Origin of the sequence: Pseudoalteromonas pernae, assembly GCF_039831865.1 — a bacterium.
Lineage (GTDB): Bacteria > Pseudomonadota > Gammaproteobacteria > Enterobacterales > Alteromonadaceae > Pseudoalteromonas > Pseudoalteromonas pernae.
The window spans coordinates 569,053-591,524 of the sequence record NZ_JBDODM010000001.1 but is presented as its reverse complement, the minus strand read 5'-3'; the positions used below and the strand labels follow the sequence as shown (position 1 = coordinate 591,524).

The window sequence follows — 22,472 nt, the reverse complement described above, 5'->3', positions numbered from 1 at the left end:
CCCTGCCAATCCCCATATACTTGGGTAATCTTTAAATTTTAAGAAGTCCGAAGAGAGTTAGCATGACGCTTGAAAGAACGGATCGCGTTGAAATTCCAGTACTGGCACTTAGGGATGTAGTGGTTTACCCACACATGGTAATCCCTTTGTTCGTTGGTCGTGAGAAATCAATTCGCTGTCTTGAGGCAGCGATGGATAAAGACAAACAAATTTTCCTCGTAGCGCAAAAAGATGCTTCAGTGGATGACCCTAATAGCGACGAAATCTACGACGTAGGGACAGTCGCGAGTGTGTTACAGCTGCTCAAGTTGCCTGATGGCACTGTTAAAGTGTTGGTTGAGGGAACTCAACGTGCTCGAATCGAAAAGTACACGCAAGAAGACGACTTCTTTGTTGCTGAGGTGGAATACATTCCATCAAGTGATATCGACGAGCGCGAACACGATATATTCATTCGTAGCGCTGTTAGCCAATTTGAAGGCTACGTAAAGCTAAATAAAAAGATCCCGCCGGAAGTACTTACTTCTGTGTCTGGTATCGAGGAACCTGCTCGACTTGCTGACACTATGGCTGCGCATATGCCAATCAAAGTACCTGAAAAGCAAAAAGTACTTGAAATCAGTGATGTGACTGAGCGCCTCGAATTCCTCATGGCGATGATGGAAGGCGAGATTGATTTGTTGCAGGTTGAGAAAAAGATTCGCGCCCGTGTTAAAAAACAAATGGAGAAATCCCAGCGCGAGTATTACCTCAATGAGCAAATGAAGGCGATTCAAAAAGAGCTTGGTGAGCTTGATGATGTGCCTGATGAGTTCGAAGGCCTGCAAAAGAAAATCGCAGAAGCGGGGATGCCATCAGAGGCTGAAGAGAAAGCGATGGCTGAGCTTAAAAAGCTCAAGATGATGTCGCCTATGTCTGCAGAAGCCACGGTTGTTCGTTCGTATATCGATACCATGACCAATGTACCGTGGAAGAAAAAGTCCAAAGTTAAAAAAGATTTAGCAGGTGCGCAGAAGATTCTCGACGCGGACCATTATGGCCTTGAGAAGGTCAAAGACCGAATCATTGAATATCTTGCCGTACAGCATCGTACCAACAAGCTCAAAGGCCCAATTCTGTGCCTAGTGGGTCCACCAGGTGTAGGTAAAACGTCACTTGGCCAAAGCATTGCCCGCGCTACGGGTCGTAAATATGTCCGTATGGCGCTAGGTGGAGTGCGTGATGAAGCTGAAATTCGTGGTCACCGTCGTACTTACATTGGCTCTATGCCCGGTAAGCTGATTCAGAACATGACCAAAGTAGGTGTGCGTAACCCGTTATTCTTATTAGATGAAATCGACAAGATGTCATCAGATATGCGCGGTGACCCAGCGTCGGCTTTATTGGAAGTGTTAGACCCTGAACAAAACAGCACATTCGCGGATCACTATCTCGAAGTTGATTACGACTTGTCTGATGTCATGTTTGTGGCCACGTCAAACAGCTTTAATATCCCAGGTCCATTGTTAGATCGTATGGAAGTTATTCGTCTGTCTGGTTACACCGAAGATGAAAAGCTGAATATCGCTAAACAGCACCTTATTCCAAAGCAAACCAAGCGTAATGGCCTAAAAGACGATGAAATTACTATCGATGATAGTGCCATCATCGGCATCATCCGCTTCTACACACGTGAAGCTGGTGTACGTGGTTTAGAGCGTGAAATCTCTAAATTATGCCGTAAAGCGGTTAAGAATATTCTGCTTGATAAGAACCTTAAGCATGTTGTCATCGATGAGGCCAACTTAGAAGAATTCCTAGGCGTGCAGCGTTACGACTTTGGTAAAGCGGAAGGTGATGACCGCATTGGTCAAGTTACTGGCCTTGCGTGGACAGAAGTAGGCGGCGACCTACTGACCATTGAATCTTCAGCGGTGCCGGGTAAAGGCAAGCTAAGCTACACAGGTTCGTTGGGCGATGTCATGAAAGAGTCGATTCAAGCGGCGATGACGGTTGTTCGTGATCGCACTGAGAAGCTGCGTATTAACGATGATTTCCATGAAAAGCGTGATATCCACGTGCACGTGCCTGAAGGTGCGACGCCCAAAGATGGACCGAGTGCAGGTATTGCTATGGTAACTGCGCTGGTTTCAAGCTTAACCGGCAATCCAGTGCGCTCTGATGTGGCGATGACTGGTGAGATCACCTTACGTGGTGAAGTACTGCCTATTGGTGGCTTGAAAGAGAAACTGTTGGCAGCACACCGTGGTGGAGTTAAGACAGTTATCATTCCGATGAAGAATGAGCGTGATTTAAAAGAGATACCAGAGAACGTTCGTGAAGGCTTATCAATTCACCCAGTTCAGTGGATTGATGACGTGCTAGACATCGCTTTAGCCCAGCCAATAGAGCGTTTTAGCGCTGATAGCTCAAAAAGTGAGTCAAAATAGCAAAAATTTATCGTAAAGGGCTTTTCAAATCACTCGGGTGTGATAAGTTAAGCACTGGATTTGAGCCTAGGCCTTGCGGGGCCTAGGTTTCATGACGATTTAGGTTTTAGAAAAGTGTCCACATTTTTCTAAATTTAATAACAAAGTGATCGCGCCACATTGTAAACACAAGTAAATGGTGAATCGCTCTGAATAATAACAATGTAAGGGGATGATATTGTGAATAAGTCTCAATTGATCGATCAAATCGCAGCGAATGCTGATATTTCTAAAGCGGCTGCAGGTCGTGCGTTGGATTCATTCATTGAGTCAGTATCAACTGCACTTAAAGATGGCGATTCAGTTGCCCTAGTTGGTTTCGGTACTTTTTCTGTACGTGAGCGTGCTGCTCGCACTGGCCGTAACCCACAAACTGGCGAAGAGATTCAAATTGCTGCTGCAACGATTCCTTCGTTCAAAGCAGGTAAAGCGCTTAAAGACGCAGTTAACTAATTTGCGCCGCTTGGTAGCGAATTGTGTGTATTACACGCAATCGCTTCAAGTGAAAAAGCGTATCTGCTAAGATACGCTTTTTTTATATCTTTCACTTTTATGCACAACGAATAATTAGGCAAAAGTGAAGGGGCTACTAATAAACAGAGATAAAGATAAATGCTAGAAAAAATCAGAGAGGGTTCGCAAGGTTTAGCGGCCAAAATCATTCTAGGGCTAGTGATTTTATCTTTTGCTTTGGCAGGGATCGGTGGCTACTTAGGCCAAAGTACCGAGCAATCCGTCGCTGAGGTGAATGGGGTAAAAATCACGCAGCGTGACTTTGCAAGGGCGTTTGAAAACGAGCGCGCGCGTCAAGAACAGCAATTCGGCGAGTACTTTGCGCAACTAGCAAATGATCCTACTTTTATGGCGCAACTTCGCCAGTCAGTTACTAATCGTCTAATCCAACAAGAACTACAATCGCAATTAGCGGCAGAAATGGGATTACGCGTAAGTGACGAAGAAATTCGTAAGACAATTCTTGAATTACCTGCTTTCCAGTTTGGTGGCAAGTTTAGTAACGACCGTTACCTTCAAGTTATTCGTCAAATGGGCTTCCAAGCAGATGGTTTCCGCGAATATCTACGTGAAGAAATGACTCGTTCACAGCTTGTTTCTGCGCTTGCGGGCACCGATTTCACCTTAAGCAATGAATTAAACAGTGCCGTTGGCTTACAGCAACAACAACGTGCAATTGATTACTTCATCGTTAACAATGAACAGTTCAAAGAGGGTGTTAGCGTTTCTGACGAAGAAGTTCAGGAATACTATGACCTAAACCAAGCTCAATTCTTAGCGCCAGAGCAAGTGAAAGTAGCCTATGTTGAACTGGATTCAGCGTCATTGGAGCTGGCAGAGCCGGTTACAGCTGAGCAAATCAACGAGTATTATGAGCAAAACAAAGCGTTTTACACTGAGCCTGAGAAGCGTCGCGTTGCTCACATCCTAGTTGAGAACAGTGAAGACGATGAGGCGGCACAGCAAAAAGCACAGGATTTACTGGCGCAATTACAACAAGGCGCAGATTTTGCTGAGCTGGCTGAAACACAATCTGACGACATCGTAAGTGCTGAGCTAGGTGGTGACCTTGATTGGATTGAGCGCGATATGCTTGACCCAGACTTCGAGCAAGCTGCATTTGCACTTGGTGAAGTTGGTCAACTTTCAGAGGTAGTACAGTCTGAATTTGGTTATCACATCATTAAACTGACAGATTTACAGCCTGGTGAAGTTAAAGCACTTGCAGAAGTTGAACAAGAAATTCGCACAGAGCTTGAGAAAGTTGAAAAAGCAGATATCTATTACCAAAAGCAAACTGAGCTAGCTGAATTAGCATTTGAAATCTCAGACACGCTAGAAGACGCTGCAAATGCAATTGGTGTAGAAGTTAAAACAACTGAATTAAGTGCACGTAATGCGTTACCTGCACCACTGAACCAAGCAAACGTACTTGCTGCTATCTTCTCGCCAGAACTGCTTGAAGACCGCGTAAATTCAGAAGTATTGGATTTAGGCAACGAGCACGTAGTTGTGGTACGCGTTGTTGATTACAAGCCAGCAGCTACGAAAGAACTGGAGTTGGTTTCAGAGCAAATTCGTAGCACCTTGGTTGCTGAAAAAGCGTCAAAAGCAGCTAAAGAACAAGCACAAACATTACTTGCACAGCTAAGCGAAGGGACTGCAATTGCGGTTGTTGCTGAGCAAGCGGGTATCGAACTGCAAAGCGAAGATGCATTGACTCGCCGCAGCTTCACTGTGCCGCCAGCTTTAACGCAGCAAGTATTCAAGCTCGCGCACCCAACAGATGCGCCGGTGGTGGATTTGGTTGAGCTAAGCAATGGCAACGTTGCACTAGTTGCACTTAAATCTGTTAACACGCCAAGTGAAACAGAAGTTAATGAGCAAATTAAGCAAAGCTTGACGATGCAACTTGCTAACAAAAACTATGAAACCTTTGTTGAAGCACTTGAAGCGCAGGCTGAAGTGGTTCGCAAAGCGACAGTCACTAACGTTGAATAACGCTAGCTAGTACATATCTTGAAAAAGGCCGCAATGCGGCCTTTTTTATGCCTGTCAATTCCCTCATCTCATGCTCACATCGCAGTCCTGCTTGCACAGTGTTATTGTTTAGATGGACTAAATCTGGCAGGAAAAGATGTGTATGCGTTATCAACATAAGCAGTTTGCTACTGCAATACTTGTAATACTAACCTTGGTGTTGGTTATTATTTTCTGCACTGCATATGGTAAAGAGAATGTGGCGACTTGGCCGGGGTTGATAATTATCTTGGTTATCGGCGCGCTCTTTTATTCACTCAATATTTCGGTTTCAGACAGTCATATCTGTTGGTCATTTGGCCCTGGTTTCTGGCGTAAAAAGATACACTTACATGATGTAGCCTCGGCACAAATCATTCAAACACCTTGGTATACCGGCTGGGGCATTCGCTATACGGCAAATGGCTGGCTGTATCGTGTTAATGGCGATACGGCGGTACAAATTACTCTCAAAAGCGGTGAAAAGCTGTGCTTAGGCACAGATGATGCGGAAAATTTGCTCGCAGCAATCGAGCAAATTAACAAGTAAGCAATCGCTGACAGGTTTTTGATTTTGGATTGCAGAAAATTTCTTGAGTATTGCCGTACTCAACAATCTCTCCATGGTCCAATACCATCACCTGATCGCTCATATGTTTAACCAAACTGAGGTGATGGGTGATAAGTACATAACTTAGGCCAGTCTCTCGTTGAAGATCCAGTAATAGGTTCACCGTCTGCGCGCGTACAGATGGGTCTAACGAAGACAGTGCTTCATCTAATACCAAGACCTTGGGATCAAGTATTAAAGCTCTAGCGAGCGCCACACGTTGTAATTGCCCACCGGAGAACATGTGCGGGTAGTAGTGTCTATGTTCAACGAGCAAACCGACTTTCGATAATGTTTGTTTTATCTTTTCTAAACGCTCTTCTGCGCTGAGTTCTGTGTTAAAGCGCAAACAGTCATCGAGTATTTCCTCAATTGTCAGTGCGGGGTTGAGCGATGTTGTCGGGTCTTGGAAGATCAGGCGAATATTGCGGCTGTCCATAAGCTGTTTGCTACCGTCCTTAAGTAGCTCGCTTTCCAATAGGATTTGCCCGCTACTAGCGTCATCTGCACCTGCTAATACTTTTGCCAATGTACTTTTACCAGCGCCAGTTTCACCAATCACTGCCAACGTTTCGCCTTGGCCGATACAAAAAGAGATATCTTTAAGCAAATACACCATCTTGCGTTGCAAAAAACCCGAGCGCTGTGCGATTTGCTTATTCAAGCCTTGAACTTTTAATAAGGGTTGCATCAGCTTTGCTCCTCTTTCTCTTTATGCAGTGGGAAATGGCACGCAAAACTATGACCGTGCTCTTTTTCTAGCTTCGGCGTCACAACGCAGGCTTTTTGTGCATTAGGGCAGCGCGGCCCTAATCGGCAGCCGATCGGTAAGTGTTGCAATGTAGGAATGGTACCTTTTAATGCAAACAAGGGTTGTTTATGCCCAAGTGCTGCGTCGTAATCAGGTAAGCTTTGAAGCAAGGCCTTAGTATATGGATGACGTGGGCGAGCAAAGACCTCTTGTGTGGGGCCAGCCTCAACCATCTGTCCACAATAAAGAACGTGCATGCCATGGGTCCAATCGGTTAACTCTTCGAGTTCATGGGAGATCATGAGGATCGACATGTTTTTCAATTGGTTAAGGCTTTTTAACAACCTAAACACTTGCGCTCGGGTGATGCTCTCTAATGCAGTTGTTGGCTCGTCGGCGATTAATAATCGCGGTGATCGTGCAATGGCCATCGCTATCATGACTTTTTGGCATACACCTTCGGAGAGCTCATGTGGATAGCTGGATAACACTTTAGAATGTTCTTTGATGCCCACTTTGTGCAGCAAGGCTCTAACGCGTTTTTGTTTTGCTCTGCGGCGTTGAAATATGTTTCCGGTGCTGTCAGCGGCCGGAATACTCTCCTCGAGTTGGTCGCTGATCTTGGCTGTGGGGTCTAGACAACGGCTCGGCTCTTGATAAATCATTGCTAAGTCTTGGCTGACCAATTTTCGGCGCTTCTCATCAGATAAACGCATTAAATCAACTCCGCGCCAATGCATCCTATCAGCACGCACTTCCCATCGCTGGTTCAGCGCACCTACTAATGCTTTTGCGATCAGGCTCTTACCTGAGCCTGATTCCCCTATCAACGCGTGAACTTCACCTTCTTTGAGGCTCAAATTAACGCCATCAACCACGCGGATCACCGATTCCGATGTTTTTAGCTCTATGGTCAGGTTGCGTATATCTAATAACTGCATCAGTCAGCCCGTCGCTCTTTAAGTACATTACGAAGGCCATCGCCAACTAGGTTGGTAGACAGTACCGCGAGGAATAATAAAATCCCAGGTAATGCGACGGTCCATGGCGCTAAGTAAATTAAGCCTAAATTCTCCGCCAAGATTGCACCCCATTCCGCGGTAGGTGGCTGCGCACCTAACTTCAAAAAGCCTAATGCCGCGATATCGAGGATCGCCAACGACAGTGCCATCGTGAATATAACCACAATTCGTTCGTAAATGTTCGGGAAAATTCCCCGTACAAGAATTTGCCAATGGTTTGCACCATCGAGTCGAAACGCACTGATATAGTCTTTGCTCAGTTCATCAACGACTAGGTTGCGCACGGAGTGAATAAACTGGGGCAGCAATGCAAAAATAATCGCCCACACTGTGTTCATAAGACCGGGGCCTAGAATGGCAATAATGATGATAGCTAAAAGCAGTGACGGAATTGATAAGGTGATATCAAGCAGGTGATTTAGAAAGCTTGCTCGCAGACCTCGACTTATTCCCGCAAAGGTGCCGACCAACACGCCGACTAATGTGGTGACCAATGCGGCAACAATCGATAAGCCAAATGTGTAGGTTGCGCCATTCATTAGTCGTGAAAGCACGTCTCTACCCAAATCGTCGGTGCCTAAAATGAACCGGACGTCTCCGTCCTCATGCCATGACGGCGGGATTAGTAGGGCATCTGCATGTTGCTCGTTAATGCCGTAAGGAGCCAGTATAGGCGCAGTAGCTGCCAATAATGTTAGCGCAATAAAAAGCCAGAGCCCGACCAAGGAAACGTGGTTGGTTCTGAATTTTCGCCACAATCGTGAGAGTGGCGAGATATTTGATTGTTCGGTAAATAACTTATAGTTTGCCATGCGCTTGATTCCGTGAAATCGGGTCTAGCAGGGTGTACAGCAACTCAGTAAAAATAGTCGCGAATATGATGAACACCGAAATAGCGAGCAGTCCCCCTTGAATGGCTGGGAAGTCTCGTTGATAAATGCTGTCGATTAACCAGCGACCAATGCCTGGCCAAGAAAAGATAACTTCAGTGATCATTGCAAGTGTGATCAAGGCACTGAACTGTAAACCGATTTGCTTAATCACCGGCAATAGCGCATTTCGCAGTGCGTGATGAATTATCAGTTGGCTTCGGCTCAAGCCCTTTGCTCGTGCAGTCTTAATATAATTTTGCTCAAGCACATTAAGCATTGAATCTCGGGTAAAGCGCACTAAGACCGTAGTTGGATAGGTTGCGAGCACAAGAGTTGGCAGTGCCAAGTGGTGCAGCGCATCGGTAAAGGCTTGGCCACCGTATGGGAATCCTGCAATCATAATATCAAGCAGAATAAAATGGGTCGTTGAGGGTATCTCGTACAACAAACTGATCCGCCCTGACATAGGGAAAAGACCAAGTTGTAAGCAAAACACCATGATCAGCACCAAAGCTAACCAAAAAATGGGTAACGAATAGCCAATCAGCGTTGCGCCACTGATAAATTTATCTAACCAGCGTCCTTGTGAAAGAGCAGCGAGAATCCCCGCCGGTACACCGACTACAACCGATACAAGCAGCGCATAGACCGCCAGTTCGAAGGTTGCCGGTGCGAGTGTAACAACGTGGTCAAACACTTGGCCACCAGAGGCGAACGAACGGCCCCAATCGCCTTGTAAGATACGTCCTAGGAATGCGAAATACTGATGCACATAGCCTTGATCTAAATGGTACTTATCGCGAAGTTGCGCACTTTGCGAAAATCCTGCGGTATCAATGCCACTGAAATTGGTGAGTACGTCACCAGGGAATAAATAGCCCAGTGAAAACGTGAATACACTCAGGGTGAACAACATGAAAATCAATAAGGAAATGCGGCGAATAGCAAACTCTAACATCATGGTGTTTTACTCGCTTGTGCCAAAGAAATACCACCAAATGGGCTCAATGTAATACCGTGAATTCGGGTGTCATTGGCTTGCGAACGTCTGCCATGGGCTAGAGGTAGCAGTGGTAGCTGATTGGCAATCATTTGCTGCGCTTGAACGTAAAATTGTTTACGTTGCTCTTGGTCTGTTGTTGCTAAAGCCTGTGTCAGTAAAGCATCAAACTCAGGGTTACACCAATTGGCTGGGTTTTTTCCACTGTAGGTTGCCGCGCAGCTTAATAGGGGACTAAAAAAGTTGTCTGGATCAGGCGTATCAGCTGCCCAGCCAAGCAATACACTATCATGTCGGTGCTCATCTACGCGTTGTAAGAAGGTGTTCCACTCATATTCAACGATGCGTACGTTTACCCCAACGGCACGTAAGTCGCTTTGCATTAGCTCCGCCATTTTACGTGCATTTGGATTGTAGATACGACTTACAGGCATTGCCCATATGCTCATATCAAAACCGTCTTTATAGCCTGCTTCAGCGAGTAACTTCCTAGCTTCGTCCGGATCGTACTCAGGCAAATTATTTTGTTCTTCATAGGCCCAACTGATAGGGGGCAGCATGGACGTCGCTTTGACACCTTGACCGTAGTAAACCGCCTGCATGATTTTGTCGACGTTAACGGCATGGGCGAGGGCTCGACGTACTTTTGGGTCATTAAACGGCACACGCTCAGTGTTAAATGCCCAGTAGCCTATATTGAGGTTGTCTTGTTGCTGCAGATCGATGTCGCTGCGTTCACGCAATACATTCAGCTGTGTTGCACTGGGGTGCGGAGTGACGTCACATTCTTTGGTCAGCAATTTAACGATACGGGTTGTACCATTAGGCGTAATGTCGAACACCAATTGGTCTAAGTTAACTTGGTGCTCCCAATAATCTGGGTGGCTGTAGTAGCGAATGAGGCGATCTCGTTTGTATTCGCGGTAAACAAATGGGCCTGTGCCAACGGGAAGTTGGTCAAACAATTCCATTTGCTCAGATTCCATGAGCTTCATCGCATACTCGCGAGAAGTGATTGCGGCGAAGTCAGTGGCAATATTAGCAAGGAAGCTGCTTTCGGGATTAAACAGCTCAAAGGTCACTTGGTATTGAGAATCCTTGCGAATATTGCGGATCAGTTGATCAAGGCCAACACTCTGAAAATAGGGGTAATTGGCCTCACCAACGAAGTGGTAAGGATTATAAACATCAAACAAACGACTAAAGGTAAACACTACATCATCGGCATTGAACAAACGTGTAGGCGTAAAATATTTAGTGGTATGAAATTTTACATCTTCGCGCAAATGGAAGGTGATTTCGGTGCCGTCTTCACTTATGTCCCAGCTTGAAGCCAACTCAGGGATAAACTCGCCAGTGATAGGGTCGATACGCAATAGACGGTTGTAAAGCTGCTTAGATATAAGATCTATGGTAGAACCAGAGGTGGTCACTTGCGGGTTAAATGACACTGGGTTGGCCTCAGCACAATAGACCATGCCTTCGATCGGCGCATACTGGGCATCTTCATTTTGGCACCCGGCCAATAAAACTGCCATGGTGCCCAACAACCATTTATACACGGGCTAAGCCTCTTGTTTTTGCTGCGAATCTAGCAAATTGTATTTCTTCAAATATCCTCTAAGTTGATGATACGTTAATCCGAGCATTTGTGCAGTTTTCTTTTGATTAAATTGACTAAATTTAAGCGCTTGAGTGAGCATCTCGGTTTCGTACTCAGCAGACAATTGTTTTAAGTCACAGGGGAAGCTGAAACTGCTTGTGGCACTTGAGGGAGTCACTTCAGGCGTTGTTGCTACCTCAGCGTGCACCGGTGTACTCACAGGTGCAGGTGTGCTTAGGGCTCGTGAGGCAGCAGGTTTAGGACGATAAGGGCTAGCAAAAGGGTCCAAATTAATACTGTGTACAGCCAAATTTTCATTGCCATGGCGATACAAACTACGCTCAATAACGTTTTTCAGTTCACGCACATTACCTGGCCAATCGTAGTCTAATAACGCAGCCTTGGCGCGTGTGGTAAAGCCACTGAATAGTTCCCAACCAAGATTACGCGCCATATTAATAGCGAAGTGCTCAGCCAGTAATAAGATGTCTTCTTGACGTTCTCTTAGCGGGGGCAGCGTAATAACATCAAACGCTAAGCGGTCTAACAAATCATGACGAAATTGCCCAGCGTCAGCGAGCGCAGGTAAATCTTCATTGGTTGCACAAATCAAACGGGTATCAACCTTGATAGGTGCACGTCCACCCACTCGTTCAAACTCGCCGTATTCAATAACTCGCAAGAGTTTTTCTTGCACCGCGGCAGGAGTATTCGCAAGTTCGTCTAAGAATAGCGAGCCACCATTGGCACGCTCGAAACGGCCTTCATGGCGTTTACTTGCTCCGGTGAAAGCGCCGCTTTCGTGACCGAACAGCTCACTTTCCAGTAGGTTTTCATTCAACGCCGCACAGTTGAGACTGACATAACTTTGGTCCCAACGGCTAGAGAGGTAGTGCAAACGCGCGGCAATAAGTTCTTTACCTGTGCCACGCTCGCCAATCACCAGCACTGGTTTGTCTAATGGGGCGAGTTGAGAAACCTGATCTAACACGGTTAAAAAGCTATCTGATTGGCCGAGTAGATCATCCTTTTTACGAAACTGGCTCATTTACACTAACTCTTAGTTATTTTTGCTAAAGCTTAGTGTATTTCATTATTGGTAGAGATGAAAGGGGTTTGGTTTTATCAATGTAACTTAATGAAAAATAAAGTGTTATTAAGTTATTTTAAAGTTGGCAAGCAACTTGATACCACGTAAAGTAGTCAACAAAGACTTCACCACTTGAGGTATTAGATTATGGGAATTTTCTCACGTTTTGCAGATATCGTTAATTCGAATATCAACGCTATTTTAGACAAGGCTGAAGATCCTGAAAAGATGGTTCGCCTTATTATCCAAGAAATGGAAGACACGCTTGTTGAAGTCCGTTCTACTTCTGCTAAAACATTAGCTGAAAAGAAAGATTTAACACGTCGTCTTGAAACACTGCGCGGTCAAGTTGACCAGTGGCAAGATAAAGCAGAGCTTGCTTTGTCGAAAGACCGAGAAGATTTAGCTCGCGCTGCTTTGATGGAAAAAGGTAAAGCAACAGAAGCACTCGCTTCGTTAGAGCGCGAGCTTGAGCATGTTGAAGAACATATCAACAAGTTGCAGCAAGAGATCAGCACATTGCAAGAGAAGCTGAGCGATGCCAAAGCGCGCCAAAAAGCGATTATCTTGCGCCAGCGTTCAGTGCAATCTCGCCTTGATGTTAAAAAGACACTTGATGGCAACAAGGTACAAGATGCACTTGATAAGTTCGAGCGCTATGAAACCAAAATCGATGGCTTAGAGGCTCAAGTAGAGTCTTATGAGCTGGGTCAAAAGTCACTGGCTGATGAAATTGCACAGCTAGAGAAAGACGAAAAAATCGATGATGAACTATCTGCGCTAAAAGCGAAGATGGGTAAAAAAAGCGACAAAGCTGAATAATAACTAAAGTGGGGCGGGCCAACTCGACAACTGTCAGAGCTGCGCCCACACTTAAAAAGCCAAAACAACAGGCAGGAGAGGAAGAATGTTTGATTTTGATGTGTTAATACCGCCAATCGTTATATTTTTGATTTTCGTGGCGCCGCTTTGGTTAATTCTTCATTACCGCTCTAAGAAGCAAGTAAGCCAAGGATTAAGCGAGCATGAGCATCGTCAGCTAGTTGAGCTTTCGAACAAAGCAGAAAAGATGGCTGATCGTATTCACACGCTAGAAAAGTTGCTCGATCAGGAGTCTCCGCAGTGGAGGAATAAGGTATGAGTACTAAACGTGAACTGTACCGAGATCCAAAGCGTGGCAAGTTAGCAGGCGTATGTGCTGGTCTCAGTGATTACTTCAACATTGAGTTATGGCTTGTTCGAATCATCTTCGTAACCGGTGTGTTACTAGCCGGTGGGCCAATCTTTATAGTGGCTTATATTGCGGCGTGGTTTATCTTGGATAAGAAGCCGACTGAATTGAACACCGAAGAAGCGAGCAAACACCCACATGTGGGCGAAGTGAAAGCGAAGGTGTGGCAAAAAGGTGAACCACCTCGTAAGGCGCTAAAGGATTTAAAAGACTTCATGGGTGATTTAGATAGTCGTATTCAAAGTATGGAAAAGCATGTGACATCGCCTACGTTTACTGTAAGTAGAGAAATCAACAAACTATAAATGTACATCCTGCCTAAGAAGATAAGCCACTGTGTTGGCTTATCTTTTTGTTGTAAATAAAGTGGGTAATTAGTCGCAAAGGAATGGCCTATTCGTATCAGGCATACAGTGACCAGTAAAAAGGAGTCGTCTTGTCGTATTCACGCCTAGATAAAATCAAAGATAAAGCAAAAAATACCCTACAGCGTACGTTGGATAGTCATGTCACGCTTGCAGTCACAGGCTTGTCAGGCAGCGGAAAGACAGCGTTTATCACAGCCCTTGTGCATCAACTCAGCGAGCAAGCGAACGATAAAAATCTTCCATTTTTCAGAGTGGTCCGTGAAGGTCGCCATATCGCCACGACGCAAATTCCGCAAAAAGCACTGAATATTCCGACGTTTGCCTATCGTCAGGCTATGGAAAGCTTGCAACAGCAACCACCGCAATGGCCGCAATCAACAAAGCGTATTAACACGTTGCGCCTTGCCATGCGGTACAGGCCGCAAAGAGGGCTGCGCGCGCAATTGAGTGATACAGCCACTTTGACAATCGATCTCATTGATTATCCGGGCGAATGGTTGATGGACTTACCCATGTTGAACATGGATTTCGCAACTTGGAGTGAGCGGCAGTTACGAATGCTTAATGCCAGCGTGCGCCAAGCGCATGCCAGTGAGTTCTTAGATAAGCTTCATTCTTTTGATGTGAACGCTCCCACTAATGAGGCCCAGTTAAAAGCGCTTAGCAATGTATACGCACAGACGTTACACGCCATAAAGACCCATGCCCACGCTGCCAACTTGCAACCGGGACGCATGCTTATTCCAGGTGAACTCGAGGGCGCACCATTGCTAGCTTTCTTCCCATGTGCTTCACCACAACAAATCAACGAATCGAGCCAGTATGCGCAGTTAGAAGCGCGGTTTGAAGCATACAAGAATCAGGTGGTAAAGCCTTTTTATAAAGACTACTTTTGCCGCTTCGATCGCCAAGTTGTGTTAGTTGACTTACTGCAAGCATTGAAATTAGGCCCAGATATCTTCGCCGAACAGGCAGAAGCAATTCGTGAGCTGTTACAGTTCTTTGAATATGGCAAAAGCAATCTATTGCGACGTTTATTCAGTCCAAATATCGATAAGTTATTGTTTGTAGCGAATAAGGCTGACCAAGTAGGGGTTAATTACCACCAAGATTTAGCCTTGTTATTACACGATTTAGTGAAATCCAAAGCGAATGAACTTACTTTTGCTGGTGTCGAAATTGACACCATGGCCATGGCGGCGGTGTGTGCAACTGAAAATAAAACCGTGACGGAAAAGGGCAGAGCGATGCATTGCATTTATGGTAAGCCGCTAAGTGAAGATAATTGGCTCACCTATCTTCCACCGCAACCGCCACGTCATGTACTTAGTACACAACAATGGCCCGCCCATGGTTTCGACTTTATCGATTTTGCGCCGATGCCAAATGATAATGGCACGTTGCGTCATATGCGTATGGACCATGCCTTGGAGTTTTTACTCGGAGATAAGTTACGATGAGTGATGAAGTAAAACTAGCGGCAGGACGCCGATTCAAAGAGCACACATCACAACAAAAAGACAAAGAGCTTACGGCTCCTTTGGTTGTGTCGCGCAGTGAACAGCCTGAACAACTCGAATCAGAAGAAGCACTGTTCGCTCAAGAGGGCTCACTTGAGCAAGCAATGAGTAAAAACCTACAACAGTCCAAACGCTCGTTAGTTAAACGTTTGTTCTTCTTGTTATTACTTGTTCTTATTTTAGTCGAAACGGTATTAGGTATTACCGCCAGCTTCGCAACAGCTTGGTGGCTTGGAGCCCTGTACAGTGCGGTTGTTGGCTTGGCGGTGTTGCTGATTGGCAAATTATTGTGGCGTGAGTTAGTGAATTTAAAACGCTTGAAGGTTAATCAACATCATCAACAACAGGCAGAGCGTTTGTTGCAAAGTGAACAAATAGGGCAGGCGTTACCTTGGCTGCAAAGTGTTAATCGCATTCAATCGCACCCTGAATTTGATACATTCAAGGAGCAGATTGGTGACCATCTAAGTGACAGAGAAGTCATGGTGCTTTATCGCGACACCCTATTGATTAGCCAAGATGAACAAGCGAAAAAGCTTATCAACCGGTATGCAGTGGAGTCCGCGGTGCTTGTGACTGTGAGTCCTTTGGCTGTAGTGGATATGCTCGCTGTATTGTGGCGTGGACTCAAGCTGGTGGATGCGTTAGCAAACAACTACGGCTTGGCGCTAGGTTACATGAGTCGAGTGCGCTTATATCGCTCGTTGATAAAGCAAATGTTATTTGTGGGTTCCACAGAGCTGCTTGCCGATCTCGCTGCCACGGCCTTCGGCACTAAATTACTCAGTGTGCTTTCGACTCGTGCAGCACAAGGTTTGAGTGCAGGGGTGCTGACAGCCCGTATTGGCTTTAAAGCCATGGAGCTGTGCCGCCCTCTGCCTAAACTTGAACAAAAGCCCTCGTTACTTGGCGCTACAGCTAAAAAGCTGGCTAGCCGACTTTCCAAAATGGATCAACAAGCTAAAGATGCTGAATAGGCGTCAACAAAGGTTGACGCTTGTAAAAAGCAAATGAAAATTCGCTGGCCGTCCAAGCGGCTAGCGTGCTTGTTATTTCGCCAATAATGCCACTATTTTAAAAGAAAAAACGGTGGCAACATGACAAAGCATACATATTCAGACAAGACCCTGTGCATTCACAATGAGCAGGGACGCAGTGACCCTCATCGCGCATTAGCAGCGCCTCTGTACCAGACTTCTACATTTATTTTTGATGATGCAGCACAAGGTGCAGCGCGCTTCGCAGGGGAAGAAGCGGGTTATATTTATTCTCGCCTTGGCAATCCAACAGTACGTGAGCTTGAGCAGCGTTTAGCAGCGTTAGAACAAACAGAAGATGCTGCAGCATGTGCAACAGGAATGGGCGCGGTATCTGCTGCCACTATGAGCTTTTTGAGTGCTGGGGATCACTTGATTGCATCGACTACAGTGTACGGTTGCACATACGCGCTCTTTAGCCACTTGTTTACGCGCTTTGGTATTGAAGTCACCTTTGTGGATTTTACCGATATTCAAGCCATAAGGGCTGCGCGAAGAGAAAACACAAAAATGGTATTTGTGGAGACGCCTGCAAACCCCAATATGCAGGTGTACGATCTAGACAAAATTTGTGGTTTTGCTAAAGAGCACGGTTTGATTAGTGTCGTTGACAACACCTTCCTAACACCTATTTTGCAAAAGCCTATAAAACATGGCGCGGATCTGATTGTTCATAGCGCGACTAAATACCTGAACGGCCATGGTGATGTCGTGGCAGGTCTTGTGTGTGGTTCAAGCGAACACATCAACACAATTAAGTACACGGTACTCAAAGATATTGGTGCGACCATGAGTCCCTTTGATGCATGGCTAATCCTCCGTGGTTTAAAAACCTTATCTGTGCGCATGAAGGCACACTGTGAAGGTGCTCATATTGTTGCCAATTACCTTGCCAATCATGTAAAGGTTGAGAAGGTTTATTACCCCGGTTTATCGAGCGACCCTGGCAACAAGTTAATTGGCAGTCAAATGTTGGATGCGGGCGGCGTCATCGCCTTTGAACTCAAAGCATCGCTGGAACAAACTGAACATTTCATCAATAGTTTAGAGCTATGTACGCTAGCCGTGAGTTTAGGGGATACTGAAACCTTGATTCAGCATCCGGCTTCGATGACTCATTCTACCTACGAACCAGAGCAACGACGTGCATCGGGGATCAGTGACGGTCTAGTAAGAATTTCTATCGGCCTCGAAGATGTTAACGAAATAATCGCTGATCTTGACGCTGGGTTAACAGCTCTATAACCACCGTGTAAATTTATGTGCACACCGTGCTGTCTTGAAAGGCTCTATATTGCTGGTGTGTACATGTTTTAGCTTTTCACTGTAATAATAATTGTACATTTGTGGTCGTTTGCCGCGGACTGTTATTAGCTACATCTATTACAAACTTTCGTACTTTTACTTAGTATTTGGTTAACACACAGATTGAGGAGTTTTCGGTGCATCCATGGCGCCGAGGACTCAAGATGTAAAGGTAGTTATGGCTAAATCAAGTAAATACGTTTCAAGGACGCCAGATGAAAATGGCATTATCCATTGGAGCGAAGAAGAAAATAAAATTTGGTCGGAATTAGTCGAACGTCAGCTTGCTTGTATTGAAGGCAAAGCGTGTAACGAATATTTAGACGGACTAAAGAAGATCAATCTTCCTAAAGACCGCATCCCCCAATTACACGAGCTGAACGAAGTTCTTGAGCGCGAAACGGGTTGGCAAGTTGCGCCTGTGCCTGCGCTGATCGATTTCGATGAATTTTTCCGTTTGTTAGCGAACAAGCAGTTTCCTGTAGCAACGTTCATTCGTACTCGCGAAGAGTTTGATTACCTGCAAGAACCGGATATCTTCCACGAGATCTTTGGTCATTGTGCCATGCTGACCAACCCAGATTTTGCTGAATTCACGCATAAATATGGTCAGCTAGGTTACGCAGCGGACAAAAAAGACCGAGTTTACCTCGCGCGCTTGTACTGGTTTACAGTTGAGTTCGGCCTGATGCAAACCGAAGATGGTTTACGCATTTACGGTGGCGGTATTCTCTCAAGCCCAGGTGAAACACAGTATGTTTACACCAATGAGCCAGAAATCAATGCAATGAATGTGTTGGATGTGCTGCGCACACCTTATAGAATCGATATTATGCAGCCTGTTTATTACACCATTAACTCTATCCATGATTTGTTTGAAATCTCACAAATGGATTTAATGTCGATGGTAGGCGAAGCAAAAGAATTAGGTTTATTTGAGCCAAAGTTTCCCCCTAAAGAAAAATTAGCAAGTTAAGGAATTTATAATGTCTGAATTAAGCGCACAAAAATGTGAAGCGTGTCGTGCGGATGCGCCTAAGGTGTCAGATGAAGAATTGGCGGTGTTGATCAGAAACATCCCTGACTGGGTACCAGAAGTACGTGATGGCATTATGCAGTTAGAGCGTGTATTCAAGTTCAAGAACTTCAAGCAAGCACTTGAATTTACTAACCTTGTTGGCGCTATGGCTGAAGAAGAAGGTCACCACCCAGGTTTATTAACAGAGTGGGGTAAAGTCACCGTTACTTGGTGGTCACACTCAATCAAAGGTCTGCACAAAAATGATTTTATTTGTGCAGCAAAAACAGACGACGTTTTCAGCGCGCTGTAATTATTATTCATTGTTTAAAAAGCCACCTATTATGGTGGCTTTTTTGTTGTGGCTTCATTGTTTTGTACAAGTTGCTATAATGCAGCGCTAAAACACTTAATAAATGAAAAGAAATATGAGCGCTGCTGATCTTGATTACATCAAGCAATCGATTGCTACGGTTGCAGACTACCCTAAGCCGGGCATTATGTTCCGCGACGTAACAACACTTCTTGCCGATCCAAAAGCACTTAAATTGACCATCGACCATATGGTTGAGCGATACAAAGACCAAGGTTTTACCAAAATTATTGGCACTGAATCACGTGGCTTCATCTTCGGTGCGCCTTTGGCATATGTATTGGGTGTGCCGTTTATTCCAGTACGTAAGCCGGGCAAATTACCGCGAGAGGTCATTGCACAAAGCTACCAGTTGGAATATGGTGAAGACATCCTTGAGTTGCACAAAGATGCTATCGTACCTGGAGACAAGGTATTGTTAGTAGATGACTTGTTAGCAACAGGTGGCACCATTGAAGCAACTGCAAAATTGGTTGCACAACTGGGCGGTGAAGCGACTGACGCCGCTTTCGTTGTCTCTCTTCCTGACTTAGGGGGTGAGCAACGCGTACGCCAACAAGGAATTGACGTTTACAACCTAGTCGAATTCGAAGGCGAATAAGCATGAGCTATCAGGTTCTTGCCAGAAAATGGCGACCGCAAACATTTCACCAACTTGTGGGTCAAGACCACGTAAAACAAGCTTTGGTTAATGCGTTGAACGAACAACGTTTACACCACGCTTATTTATTTACGGGAACTCGCGGGGTGGGGAAAACAACCATTGCGCGCATTTTCGCCAAGAGCCTGAATTGTGAACAAGGCATTTCTGCACAGCCGTGCGGGCAGTGCAGTACATGTTTGGATATCGAAGCGGGTAAGTACATTGATTTAATTGAGATTGATGCCGCATCTCGCACTAAGGTTGAAGACACGCGCGAGATCCTCGATAACGTGCAATACGCACCGACTCGTGGCCAGTTCAAAGTCTACCTGATAGATGAAGTGCACATGTTGTCTAAGCACAGTTTCAATGCGCTTTTGAAGACCCTGGAAGAGCCGCCAGAGCACGTTAAGTTCCTTCTTGCGACGACCGATCCGCAGAAACTACCGGTAACGATTCTGTCGCGCTGTTTACAGTTCAACCTCAGCGCATTGTCAGTTAATCAGATCACCACTCAACTACAGCACATTCTTGGTCAAGAGCAGATCCACTTTGAGCAGCAAGCGCTTGAAGTGCTTGCTAAAGCGGCTGACGGCAGTATGCGTGACGCGTTAAGTCTAACAGACCAAGCTATCGCGCAGACTAATGCACAACTTCATGAAGCTGAAGTTAAAGACATGCTCGGCCTGATGGATGTGCGCTATGCTCAGCAATTACTCAGTGCTGTGTTGTTGCAAGACGGCGAAGAGCTGATGCAGCAAACGCGTAATCTTTCAGCGCGTAACCCTAATTATGTTGCGGTACTTGATGACTTGCTGAACTTAACTCACAGTATTCAGCTTACTCAACTTGTCCCGAGTGCAGCGGCGTTGAGTGAACGTGATAGTGAATACGTTACAGAAGTTGCGCAAAGCGCCGATCCACAACACATTCACCTGCTTTATCAACTATTGCTAAGTGGCAAACGCGACTTACAATGGGCGAGTTCAGCCCAAGTTGGTTTTGAGATGCTCATGTTGAGACTATTGGCGTTTGAACCGGTCACTGGTGCTAGTGAGGCGAATCCGGTTGCTGACATGCCATCTGCTAGAGCAAAGCCGCAAGAGCGTGCAGCAAATCTACGTGCCATGCTTGCTAAAAATAGCACTGAGATGGTTAAGGACGAAGGAGCACGAGCAGAAATCGCTCGGGCAGATAGTGCTCGACCGGAATTGGTTCCGAACGATAGTGCTCGGGACGACAGTGCTCGGGACGATAGTGCTCGGGACGATAGTGCTCGGGACGATAGTGCTCGGGACGACAGTGCTCCTCAAGCGCCAAAACCACTTGAACCGGCTTTGCAAATGCCCGCAGAAGAATCCTCGAGTACTATGCAACCGCAAGTAGTTGATGAGCCACACGCCAGCGAAGAGCTGGAGGCCCAAGCAGCAGCACAATTTGATGCCGTGATGAGCCAAGCTCAGGATTTAGGCTTTCAAACCCAACCTACGAATGTCGACCACCCAGCCGCGGTTGATATTGTGTCTCAGCAGCCGAGCCAAGAAGATGTGCAGCAACAGCCTGATGACATTGCTGAGCAACATGAGCCAGAAAATGTTGCTCCTGTTGAACAACTTAATGCCTTGGAAGAACAGGCACAGTCTGCCATTGCGCGCATTTTGCAAAATCGAAAATTAGGCACGGCTAAATCAGCCCCTGCTAGTGGTAGCAATGAAAAAAAGGTTGAGGCCCGAGGTGAGCGGGCCGAAATAAGCGCACCGCAAACGCAACATTCCGCTGATGGTCAACACCCGGCAAGCGTGAATGAGTATGTTGGTCAATCTAACGTGGTAGAGTTAGAGCCGCCACAAAGAGCACAACGTCCTGTGGCAACAAAGCGCAACCAAACGCCAGCTGAGCGCTTAATGGAGCGTCATCAGCCTGATCCGAACAAACTAGCGCCTGAGCTGTTGCAACAGCTTGAAGCGCCAAGCGTGAGTGAAGCAAATCAAGAACCCGTATTGCAAATACCGGTTCCGGCAGGCTTTACTAGCCCAATTAGCGCAATCAAATATGCGCATGAGCAAGATGCATGGGCAAAACTGATAGAAGATATGAATTTAGGCGGGCGAACTCGCCAATTTGCATTACACAGCATGTTTGAACAACAACAGGCTGATGTGTATTTGCAAGTTCACCAAGAGCAGCAACACCTTGATGGTGCTGCGCTCAGAGATAGAATTGCCGAGTGTTTGTCACAGCAATTAGGGCAACCAATCACATTGCATGTGCAATTTGTTGAACAGGTTGAAAATACCCCTTATTTGATTCAACAAAGCATTGATGAGCTGCGTTTGAACCAAGCTGTGCAGGCAGTGAACGAAGACAGCAATATTCAAAGGTTAATGTCGCAATTTTCGGCAACCCTTGATGAAAACTCGGTGCAAGCATTGTAATTTTTCCTCGCTGGCCTTATCTTTGCCAGCATAGATTTAAATGAAGAGAGAACACTATGTTTAAAGGTGGAATGGGCAACATGATGAAGCAAGCGCAGCAAATGCAAGAGCGCATGCAAAAGGCCCAAGAAGATATCGCTAATCTAGAAGTAACTGGCGAGTCAGGTGCTGGTCTTGTAAAAGTGACCATGCTAGGTAGCCACAATGTACGTCGCGTTGAGATTGATGAAAGCTTGATGGAAGACGACAAAGACATGATTGAAGATCTTCTAGCAGCAGCCTGTAACGACGCAGTGCGTCGTGTAGCTGAAGAAAGCCAGAAGAAAATGGCAGAAGTTACTGGTGGTATGAACCTGCCTCCTGGCTTCAAAATGCCGTTCTAATACAGAATTTTTTTTAAAATAGCGCCTTGTGGCGCTATTTTTTTGCCAGCAATTTACCTTTCTTTAGACCTGCTATGCGTTATGCACTCAACCTAGGTTATAAACTATTTGGGCCTCGCGCCTAGGCTATTAACTTAAAATGCTTACTCCCAGTTTAATAATGAGTTACTCAACACCTACAGTGTCGCAATGTTGAGATGAATGACAGTAA

The 22,472-nt window shown here is 45.7% G+C and carries 21 protein-coding genes; 15 read left to right on the top strand and 6 right to left on the bottom strand.

Annotated features, from left to right (window positions below; all coding sequences use genetic code 11):
* Positions 1 to 62: 62 nt before the first annotated feature.
* From lon to V1358_RS02530, 4 genes are all read left to right on the top strand, one after another.
* Positions 63 to 2,429: an endopeptidase La gene (gene lon, locus V1358_RS02545; RefSeq protein WP_347389109.1), complete on the top strand. Its 2,367-nt coding sequence runs from the start codon at positions 63 to 65 to the stop codon at positions 2,427 to 2,429.
* Between the two features lie 219 nt (positions 2,430 to 2,648).
* Positions 2,649 to 2,921 (top strand): nucleoid-associated protein HU-beta, encoded by a 273-nt coding sequence (gene hupB / locus V1358_RS02540; protein WP_347389110.1) that lies wholly within the window; start codon positions 2,649 to 2,651, stop codon positions 2,919 to 2,921.
* A 159-nt stretch (positions 2,922 to 3,080) separates the two neighbouring features.
* A complete protein-coding gene (locus V1358_RS02535) occupies positions 3,081 to 4,982 on the top strand; it encodes a SurA N-terminal domain-containing protein (protein WP_347392486.1) in 1,902 nt (633 codons plus the stop codon).
* 142 nt (positions 4,983 to 5,124) lie between these two features.
* Positions 5,125 to 5,550 carry a hypothetical protein gene (locus V1358_RS02530; protein ID WP_347392485.1) on the top strand — a complete coding sequence of 142 codons (426 nt, stop codon included), beginning with the start codon at positions 5,125 to 5,127 and terminating at the stop codon, positions 5,548 to 5,550.
* Here the strand turns inward: V1358_RS02530 and V1358_RS02525 are convergent.
* The 6 genes from V1358_RS02525 to pspF are packed head-to-tail and all read right to left on the bottom strand — an operon-like array spanning position 5,540 to position 11,906.
* Positions 5,540 to 6,301: an ATP-binding cassette domain-containing protein gene (locus tag V1358_RS02525; protein ID WP_347389113.1), complete on the bottom strand. Its 762-nt coding sequence runs from the start codon at positions 6,299 to 6,301 to the stop codon at positions 5,540 to 5,542. The two genes, V1358_RS02530 and V1358_RS02525, sit on opposite strands and share 11 nt — an antisense overlap.
* Positions 6,301 to 7,302: a peptide ABC transporter ATP-binding protein gene (locus V1358_RS02520; protein ID WP_347389114.1), complete on the bottom strand. Its 1,002-nt coding sequence runs from the start codon at positions 7,300 to 7,302 to the stop codon at positions 6,301 to 6,303. The genes V1358_RS02525 and V1358_RS02520 overlap by 1 nt, the downstream gene beginning before the upstream one ends.
* A complete protein-coding gene (locus V1358_RS02515) occupies positions 7,302 to 8,195 on the bottom strand; it encodes an ABC transporter permease subunit (RefSeq protein WP_347389115.1) in 894 nt (297 codons plus the stop codon). The genes V1358_RS02520 and V1358_RS02515 overlap by 1 nt, the downstream gene beginning before the upstream one ends.
* Entirely contained in the window at positions 8,182 to 9,216 is a 1,035-nt protein-coding gene (locus tag V1358_RS02510; RefSeq protein ID WP_347392484.1) for an ABC transporter permease, read from the bottom strand. Before V1358_RS02510 ends, V1358_RS02515 begins: the two co-directional genes overlap by 14 nt.
* Complete coding sequence (locus tag V1358_RS02505) at positions 9,213 to 10,817, bottom strand: ABC transporter substrate-binding protein (protein WP_347392483.1); 1,605 nt, start codon at positions 10,815 to 10,817, stop codon at positions 9,213 to 9,215. The genes V1358_RS02510 and V1358_RS02505 overlap by 4 nt, the downstream gene beginning before the upstream one ends.
* 3 nt (positions 10,818 to 10,820) lie before the next feature.
* Complete coding sequence (pspF, locus tag V1358_RS02500) at positions 10,821 to 11,906, bottom strand: phage shock protein operon transcriptional activator (RefSeq protein ID WP_347389118.1); 1,086 nt, start codon at positions 11,904 to 11,906, stop codon at positions 10,821 to 10,823.
* Between the two features lie 189 nt (positions 11,907 to 12,095).
* Between pspF and pspA the strand changes: the two genes are divergently transcribed.
* From pspA to V1358_RS02445, 11 genes are all read left to right on the top strand, one after another.
* Positions 12,096 to 12,770 (top strand): phage shock protein PspA, encoded by a 675-nt coding sequence (pspA, locus tag V1358_RS02495; RefSeq protein WP_347389119.1) that lies wholly within the window; start codon positions 12,096 to 12,098, stop codon positions 12,768 to 12,770.
* 85 nt (positions 12,771 to 12,855) lie between these two features.
* The gene (gene pspB / locus V1358_RS02490; RefSeq protein ID WP_347389120.1) at positions 12,856 to 13,089 is read left to right on the top strand and encodes an envelope stress response membrane protein PspB; all 234 of its coding nucleotides are present in this window, start codon (positions 12,856 to 12,858) and stop codon (positions 13,087 to 13,089) included.
* Entirely contained in the window at positions 13,086 to 13,484 is a 399-nt protein-coding gene (gene pspC / locus V1358_RS02485; protein ID WP_347389121.1) for an envelope stress response membrane protein PspC, read from the top strand. The genes pspB and pspC overlap by 4 nt, the downstream gene beginning before the upstream one ends.
* A gap of 131 nt (positions 13,485 to 13,615) precedes the next feature.
* A complete protein-coding gene (locus V1358_RS02480; protein ID WP_347392482.1) occupies positions 13,616 to 15,007 on the top strand; it encodes a YcjX family GTP-binding protein in 1,392 nt (463 codons plus the stop codon).
* Complete coding sequence (locus V1358_RS02475; RefSeq protein ID WP_347389123.1) at positions 15,004 to 16,044, top strand: TIGR01620 family protein; 1,041 nt, start codon at positions 15,004 to 15,006, stop codon at positions 16,042 to 16,044. Before V1358_RS02480 ends, V1358_RS02475 begins: the two co-directional genes overlap by 4 nt.
* 120 nt (positions 16,045 to 16,164) lie before the next feature.
* Positions 16,165 to 17,349 carry a trans-sulfuration enzyme family protein gene (locus V1358_RS02470; RefSeq protein ID WP_347392481.1) on the top strand — a complete coding sequence of 395 codons (1,185 nt, stop codon included), beginning with the start codon at positions 16,165 to 16,167 and terminating at the stop codon, positions 17,347 to 17,349.
* 238 nt (positions 17,350 to 17,587) lie between these two features.
* Complete coding sequence (phhA, locus tag V1358_RS02465; protein ID WP_347392691.1) at positions 17,588 to 18,385, top strand: phenylalanine 4-monooxygenase; 798 nt, start codon at positions 17,588 to 17,590, stop codon at positions 18,383 to 18,385.
* 10 nt (positions 18,386 to 18,395) lie between these two features.
* Positions 18,396 to 18,740 (top strand): 4a-hydroxytetrahydrobiopterin dehydratase, encoded by a 345-nt coding sequence (locus V1358_RS02460; RefSeq protein WP_347389125.1) that lies wholly within the window; start codon positions 18,396 to 18,398, stop codon positions 18,738 to 18,740.
* A gap of 115 nt (positions 18,741 to 18,855) precedes the next feature.
* The gene (apt, locus tag V1358_RS02455; RefSeq protein ID WP_347389126.1) at positions 18,856 to 19,401 is read left to right on the top strand and encodes an adenine phosphoribosyltransferase; all 546 of its coding nucleotides are present in this window, start codon (positions 18,856 to 18,858) and stop codon (positions 19,399 to 19,401) included.
* A 2-nt stretch (positions 19,402 to 19,403) separates the two neighbouring features.
* Positions 19,404 to 21,878: a DNA polymerase III subunit gamma/tau gene (dnaX, locus tag V1358_RS02450; protein ID WP_347392480.1), complete on the top strand. Its 2,475-nt coding sequence runs from the start codon at positions 19,404 to 19,406 to the stop codon at positions 21,876 to 21,878.
* 56 nt (positions 21,879 to 21,934) lie between these two features.
* Entirely contained in the window at positions 21,935 to 22,261 is a 327-nt protein-coding gene (locus V1358_RS02445; RefSeq protein WP_347389128.1) for a YbaB/EbfC family nucleoid-associated protein, read from the top strand.
* Positions 22,262 to 22,472: the final 211 nt, after the last annotated feature.